Origin of the sequence: Amphibacillus indicireducens, from assembly GCF_039539605.1 — a bacterium.
Classification (GTDB): Bacteria; Bacillota; Bacilli; order Bacillales; family Amphibacillaceae; genus Amphibacillus; species Amphibacillus indicireducens.
Map to the genome: position 1 here is coordinate 1 of NZ_BAABDL010000088.1, position 7,393 is coordinate 7,393.

The 7,393-nt window shown below is 39.6% G+C and carries 7 protein-coding genes; 2 read left to right on the top strand and 5 right to left on the bottom strand.

Annotated features, from left to right (window positions below; genetic code table 11):
• Nucleotides 1–74: 74 nt before the first annotated feature.
• The 5 genes from ABD814_RS08515 to ABD814_RS08535 all read right to left on the bottom strand — a co-directional run bounded on the left by ABD814_RS08515 (nucleotide 75) and on the right by ABD814_RS08535 (nucleotide 6,558).
• Nucleotides 75–689 (bottom strand): SGNH/GDSL hydrolase family protein, encoded by a 615-nt coding sequence (locus ABD814_RS08515; protein WP_344912210.1) that lies wholly within the window; start codon nucleotides 687–689, stop codon nucleotides 75–77.
• Nucleotides 690–766: 77 nt separating this feature from the next.
• The gene (locus ABD814_RS08520) at nucleotides 767–2,410 is read right to left on the bottom strand and encodes a sensor domain-containing protein (RefSeq protein WP_344912223.1); all 1,644 of its coding nucleotides are present in this window, start codon (nucleotides 2,408–2,410) and stop codon (nucleotides 767–769) included.
• Between the two features lie 161 nt (nucleotides 2,411–2,571).
• Nucleotides 2,572–5,217: a cation-translocating P-type ATPase gene (locus tag ABD814_RS08525; protein WP_344912212.1), complete on the bottom strand. Its 2,646-nt coding sequence runs from the start codon at nucleotides 5,215–5,217 to the stop codon at nucleotides 2,572–2,574.
• Nucleotides 5,218–5,502: 285 nt separating this feature from the next.
• Nucleotides 5,503–5,679 (bottom strand): YjfB family protein, encoded by a 177-nt coding sequence (locus tag ABD814_RS08530; protein ID WP_344912214.1) that lies wholly within the window; start codon nucleotides 5,677–5,679, stop codon nucleotides 5,503–5,505.
• A gap of 63 nt (nucleotides 5,680–5,742) precedes the next feature.
• Nucleotides 5,743–6,558 (bottom strand): flagellin N-terminal helical domain-containing protein, encoded by an 816-nt coding sequence (locus ABD814_RS08535; RefSeq protein WP_344912215.1) that lies wholly within the window; start codon nucleotides 6,556–6,558, stop codon nucleotides 5,743–5,745.
• A gap of 200 nt (nucleotides 6,559–6,758) precedes the next feature.
• Here ABD814_RS08535 and ABD814_RS08540 point away from each other — a divergent pair, with 200 nt between their 5' ends.
• Together ABD814_RS08540 and tnpA are read left to right on the top strand one after the other, a co-directional pair.
• Nucleotides 6,759–6,962, top strand: coding sequence for an Rpn family recombination-promoting nuclease/putative transposase (locus tag ABD814_RS08540; protein WP_344912224.1), 204 nt, complete (start codon nucleotides 6,759–6,761; stop codon nucleotides 6,960–6,962).
• A 124-nt stretch (nucleotides 6,963–7,086) separates the two neighbouring features.
• Nucleotides 7,087–7,393: IS200/IS605 family transposase (gene tnpA / locus ABD814_RS08545; RefSeq protein WP_344912225.1), on the top strand; the 307-nt coding region annotated here is incomplete at its 3' end.

Consider the following 7,393-nt stretch of genomic DNA (forward strand, 5'->3'; position numbering starts at 1 on the left):
GCTTAAGTTCGTGACGATGAAGGAATAACGAAATAAAAGTTCACCTTCTGGTCTTTCTAATTTGACAATCACGCTTATTTTACAACCGTTTCAAGCCACGTTTTTGCCATTAAGGCATTGCCTGTTGTGCTCATATGCACACCATCAATCGTCAACGGAAGCGGACGCTTACTATTTAAATAATTGATAAATGCTTGATGCGTCGGAACAACCGTTAGCTGATAATCTTTCGCAACTCTGTTAACCGCTTCAACATAAGCAACTAACTTCTGATTACCCTCTGACTGAACATCCTCAGCAATAATTGTTGGCTCCATTAAAATAATCTCAGCATTTAGTTCACTTTTTGTCTGATCAATTAATTGACGCAACAATTTTTCATACTGCTCAGGATAAACCTGCTCGATATTAGAACCGTCGACTTGGCGCCAAACATCATTGACACCAATCGAGATCGAAACAAGATCAGGATTATGTGCGATGACATCATCTTGCCATCTTGCAACTAAATCTGTCATTCGGTTCCCACCAATTCCGCGGTTAATCACCTCAGGAAATTGATCAGGTTTATGTACGGCAAAATAATCCCGAATCATTCGAACATAGTTTTCTCCCATATTCGCTTCATCTTCAAAGCGACCCCACTCTGTTATACTATCTCCAATAAAAAGAATACGTTTATGATCCAATTCTTCTTCCTCCTAAACAAGCTTCGTCAAACTTTTTTCACTTATCTATTATGTCATAAAAACGTTATTTTCTGTAGTTATAAAATCACTGAACGATTTTTGCCGGCTCGTTTTGCCGCATAAAGCGCTTTATCAGCAGCCGTCACGACAGTGTTCTGTCGCGATACTGCCTGATGATCAGAGAGAACCGCACCAAAACTAACACCAACTTTAAAATAAGTGTTTTCGATCTGGTAAGGTCTCTTCAAGTTCTGTTCTAAGCGCCTTATTAGATTCGTTAAATTTGTCTTATTTTCGATTTCAGGTAGTAAAATAATAAACTCATCTCCACCTAAACGCCCAACTGTATCCATATCGCGGACAGTGTTCAGAATCCGTTTACTCATCTGAATAATCACTTGATCACCAGCATCATGACCAAAATCATCATTAACCTCTTTAAAGTTATCCAAATCTAACATGATCACAGCAAATGGAATTTCATCTCGCTCAGTCTTGGCAATGACCTTATCCATCTGACTATCAAATAGCCGACGATTAGCGAGCCCAGTTAACGGATCACGATAAGCAAGGCGACGAAGTTCCTTTTCATATGATTTTCGTTCCTCAATATCACGCGCAACAATGTTCGTATGGTGGTAGTTGCCATCAGCTGAAAAAACTGGCTCAATCTTCATTTCGAACCAACGATAATCACCTTCAGCATGACGGAATTTCACCTCAACTCTTTTAGTGTTCTTTTCTTTAATCGCTAAATCAAGGTCCACTTCGACCTTATCGATATATTTTTCAGCGACAAAATCAACTAGCTTTTTTTGCTCAAATTCAACACTATTAAAACCTAATACACGCTGGTGTGAAGGTGAAATATAACTTAAATAACCATCCTGATCTACGATTTGAATTAAGTCCGATGAATTTTCAGCAATTAAGCGGAAACGTTCCTCACTTTTTAATAAGGCTTCCTTAGCAAACAATTCAGCCGTCATATCTTTAAAGATGAGGTAAACTCCTTCGACTCTATTTTCTAAAGTCATCGGAATGAAGTTAATTTTCAGCTTCACTTCGTATTCATCTTCACTCATAATTGAAATATCAACACTCTGTGGGAGCCCTAATTTGGTCTCTTCGAACTTACGAATCACTAAATCCTCATCAGACATTTTTAATAAGTCAAAAATATTTCTTTCTTGATCTTTACGATATATCTTGTTGATAAATTGTTGACATGCTTTGTTCATTCGAATAATTTTACCCGACATATTCAAATAAGCAGTCGGATCAGTGTTTTCATCAAAAAGTGACTTATAGCGCTGTCGACTCACCTTTAGGCGCTGGTTACTAATATTCCTTTGCCTTTCAACCTTTTTCTGCGATGTTATATCACGAGTCACAGCAATCACAAATGTCACTCGATCCGCTTCAATAATTGGTGTTAATGTTGTCTGAGCTATACGTTCGCCGGAAAATGGTGAGTTAAACTGATCTTGATAGTGATGTGGCTTTTGCTTAGCAATCGCCATTTCATACTGTTTCAGTAGCCAATCGACTGAATCAGCTGGGCTTGTCGCACGAATCTCTTTCCCGATTAAATCGTCAGCAAATAACAAGGCATCACGGACAGCTTGATTAACCAACTGATAAAACAGACTCTTCCCATCTTCACCAACACGCATAACATAAACCATATCTTCAATACCATCAATTAACGTTTGATTCATGATCAACATATGCCTCACCTTTTTAATCAGATTAATCCTATTATAGCACTGTTATTAGTAAAAAAGTGTGAATAAATTGTAAACCTTTAAGCACAACGGCCTATTTTTTGATAAATTAAAAAGTCACTCTAAATTTAGAATGACCTTTTAAGCAAAACAACTTACTTTTTAATGACCTTAATAAAAATGACTTTAGTAATCTCCATTAATAGAACAGCTGCTACGGCAAGACCAGACGCAATCCCCCACTCAGCCAAGCCAAATCCACTCGGAATCGAGAAGATCGAGCGCAAGCCCGGTAAAATCGTCAAGCCATACAAACCAAGACAAAACACAACTGCAGCCAACACATACTTATTCGTCATAATCCCAACACCAAAAATCGTCTGTTGATTCGAACGCGCCGCAAATGTTTGCAGTGTTCTCGATAAAATTAACGTCGTAAACGCCATCGCTACACCCATCTCAACACTCGACTCAAGACCAATTAAATGAGAGACAATAACCGCAATCCCGATAAACGAACCTCTCGTAATAACAGAACGTAACGTATCACCAGCAAAAATACCTTCATCGATTGAACGCGGCTTACGCTTCATTACATCAGGCTCAGAATTCTCCATCCCAAGCGCAATCGCTGGTAACGAGTCATTCACTAAGTTAATAAACAGAAGTTGTAATGCGGTAAATGGATTCGGTAAGCCCAATGCAACAGCAAACAAGATCGCAATAATCGCACCTAAATTTCCACTAAATAAATACGCAATTGCTTTTTTAATATTATCAAAAACGGTTCGCCCGACTTCAACAGCCTTGACGATTGAGACAAAGTTATCATCCGTTAGAATCATCGCAGATGCATCTTTACTTACATCCGTACCGCTTCCCATCGCAATCCCAATATCTGCTTGTTTCAATGCTGGTGCATCATTGACACCGTCACCTGTCATCGCAGAAATTTGATTCTTCGCTTGCCATGCTTTAACAATCCGAATTTTATTCTCTGGTGACACACGAGCATAAACAGAAATTGACTCAAGCTTCTCAGTAAGTTCCTCTTCACTCATCGCATCAAGCTCTTGCCCCGTCACCGCAATATCGCCAGCATCCATTAAACCAATATCTCGACCAATTGCCTCAGCCGTCGTTTTGTGGTCACCAGTAATCATAACCGCCTTCATCCCAGCAGCGCGCGTTTCTTCAATCGCACTATAAACCGCTTCACGAGGCGGATCAATCATTGCCAGTAAACCTACTAGCACAAGTTCTCCCTCATCAGCAAAATCCAACTTCTCCTTCGTGTTGGCGAATTTTTTATAACCAAAAGCTAACACACGAAGTGCTTTCTTCGAGAAGGATTCGTTCTGCTCAATTAATGCATCATGCCATGTTTGATCAAGTGGCAGCTCTTTTCCGTTAACGAGAATCGATTTGGCCCGGCTAAACATCATGTCAGGTCCACCTTTTGTTAACATCATTCGCTCGCCATCAAGATCATTTAATGTTGACATCAACTTACGATCGGAATCAAACGGTAATTCATCAATTCGTCCGAATCTATCGCGGATTGACTGATAATCTTTGCCGTTTTTATTGGAAAAATTGATTAACGCGACTTCAGTTGGATCACCGATCTCAGCGCCACTTGCATCTAGATAACTATCGTTACTTAATACTGCAATATCGACTAATAAATTTTCTGAATTTGACCATGTTGATGGTTCGTTATCAATGTTCTGCTTGTCCTGTCCAGGTACAAAGTAATCAACAACAGTCATTTTGTTCTGTGTCAGTGTCCCAGTTTTATCGGTACAAATCACACTTGTCGAGCCTAACGTTTCAACGGCAGGAAGCTTTCGAATAATTGCATGTTGCTTTGCCATCTTATTCGTTCCAACTGACAGAACAATTGTTACAATTGATTGCAATGCTTCAGGAATTGCAGCAACAGCTACCGCTACCGCAAACATCAATGCTTGAAGGAGTCCTGTCGTTAAGTCAACAGGCTGATCACCAAACCAAATTCTTGCTGCTTGAACGGCAAAAATACCGACTGACAAAATTAAAATCCAAAGCCCTAACTTTTTACTAAACGCATCAAGCTTCCGTTGAAGAGGCGTTAGTTTTTGCTCGGCTGTATTAAGTAAATTGGCAATCTTACCAATCTCCGTTTTCGTTCCTGTCTCTGTCACGACAATCGTCGCCCGACCATTTGTCACGAGTGCACTACTAAAAACTAAGTTAATCCGATCACCAAGTGCGACCTCATCATCAATCGCTTCGACAACTTTATCAACGACCTCAGATTCACCCGTTAACATTCCTTCATTCACTTGTAGGGAACCACTTTCTAACACCCGACCATCAGCAGGAATATAGTCACCCGCTTCAAGAAAAACAATATCACCAGGAACAAGTTCTCGTGCTGGAACCGTTTCTTTCTCCCCACCACGAATCACCTTGGCCACAGGTGCCGACATTTGCTTCAGTGCATCAAGTGAACTCTCAGCCTTTTTCGTCTGAACGACACTGATCACAGAGTTCATAATCAACACGATCATAATGACAATCGTTTCAATGTACTCTCCTAGCAAAAATTGAACAGTCGCTGCGATTAATAAAATAATGACCATCGCATCCTTAAAAGAATCAAGGAATAACGCTAGCGTCGAGCGCTTTTCGGCTTCTTCTAATTCATTAAATCCATGCTTTTCTTGACGACTAGCAACCTCATCTTTTGTTAAACCAGATTGATCAACAGCTAATTGTTGTAAAACTGCTTGCTTGTCTAGTTGATAATAATTCATTTTGCCACATCTCCTCATCTCTATCTTAGTTATATCCAGCTATCGAAAATCCAATCGAAAAAGGGTGATAAAGTCCGCTACTAAACAAAAAAAGACCCTTACCGATAAACTTCTGAAAAAAAGGATCAGAAAATTATTGGTAAAGGTCTTGCTAGTAACGCGAATGCACGTTACCAATAATGCCGGAGAATTTTTCTCGTAGTGACGACATTATTGCGGGAGCTACTCCCCTTTTACACTGGTTTAAGTTTATGCTTAGTTGGGCTAAAAGTCAACAGTAAAAAATTATGCTCTTACGTCAATATTTCCCCCCAAATGTGGCTGAACAGATTGTTCAAGCATCTGAATCATTTGCTCTGACTGCATTTCGGCATGGTCCATTGTATGTTTCATCACACTTATTGACGCTTGCTGCTTCAGTTGTGATTGACTCATCATAATTGATAATTTTGCAATATCCATCGTGATCACCTCTATCTCTAGTTTAACATATCCTAACTATATTCGACAATTTTTTATAAAAAATTAAACACGTAGCAACTGCAACACACTATATTGTTGCTGCATCGCTTGAGCAGCCATCATTTGAGCTGCCTGAGCTAAAATATTATGCTTGGTAAACTGCATCATTTCTTTTGCAATATCAACGTCACGAATGCGTGATTCCGCTTCAGTTAAGTTAATCGACATCGTTGTCAAGTTGTTGATCGTATGGCCGAGACGGTTCTGCGTCGCACCTAGCCTTGAACGCTCACGCGATACGTTCGTAATTGCATCATCAAAAATACCAATTGCCTTGTCAGCACCGTCTTGTGTTGAAATATCAACACCATCAAGACCAAGCGCTCCAGCACGCATATCATTAATCGTAATCGCGATATTTTGACCCGAGTTCGCACCAATTTGCAAACGCTGATTTTGAAAATCACCATTCAAAAGTGGTTTTTTATTAAATTCTGTATCCCGACCAATCCGTGTCAGCTCATCACGCAACTGTTCAATTTCATCTTGCATCATTTGCCGCTCATCATCTGAATACGTACCGGTCGCAGCCTGTACACTTAACTCACGCATCCGATGTAAAATCGCATGGCTTTCATTTAACGCACCTTCAGCCGTCTGCAATAGCGAAATCCCATCCTGCGCATTTCGAACCGCCATATTAAGCCCACGAATTTGAGCGCGCATTTTTTCCGAAATTGCCAAGCCCGCTGCATCATCCGCCGCTCGATTAATCCGCAAACCGGATGACAATCTCATAATGGATCGCTGTGTCATTGAGTAATGATAAGACATATTTCGAATCGCAATCATCGCACCGACATTTGTTCCTAATCGCATTTTTCTCACCTCTTTTCTATTTTTAATCGATCTCCGAACAGATAGACCTCTATGATTGTTATATCGGCAATCTCGCTATAGATTTGAAAGGATTTCCTCTTATTCACTTGTTTCTTTTTTTAGTTCGTGATACACTAATCACAGAACATACATTCGTATAAGTCATCATCTTATTAAGAAAGTAGATGATCCGATTGAAGATGCAAAATCCACACGACAAATTTTTCAAAGCGACTTTTTCTAATATAGAAGTCGCGAAAGATTTCCTTACTTACTTCGTTCCACAACCGATCATAGAGCTGATTGATTTAACGTCACTCAAACTCGAAAAAGACAGCTTCGTCAGTCACAAACTCGATGAAAACTTTACCGACCTTCCGAACGAGAAAGCCCATCGTCTTTAGACATGGGATGATAGTGAGGTCGGTCAAGGGATAGCTTTCTGCTATCTCAATTGACCGAAATTTTCACTATCTATATTTTTATACATTTGTTGCCGTTCGTGTTGTTAATTGATACAATTTGGTTATGGAAGAATACAGAAGAACAAACACAACCGTATCATTGATTAATTATCATTTTGTGTTTTGCCCTCGATACAGAAGAAAGATATTTCTTAATGACAAAGTAGAACAGAGATTTAAAGAAATGGTACACGAAATATGTGAATCGCAAAAAATTAAAGTGGTCGCCTTGGAATGTGACAGAGACCATGCATACCTATTTCTAAATGCACTACCTACATTCAGTCCCGCAAACATCATGGCAAAAATAAAAGGAGTGACATCTAAACAGTTGCGTGAAGAATTTCCTCACCTACAACACTTGTCGAGTT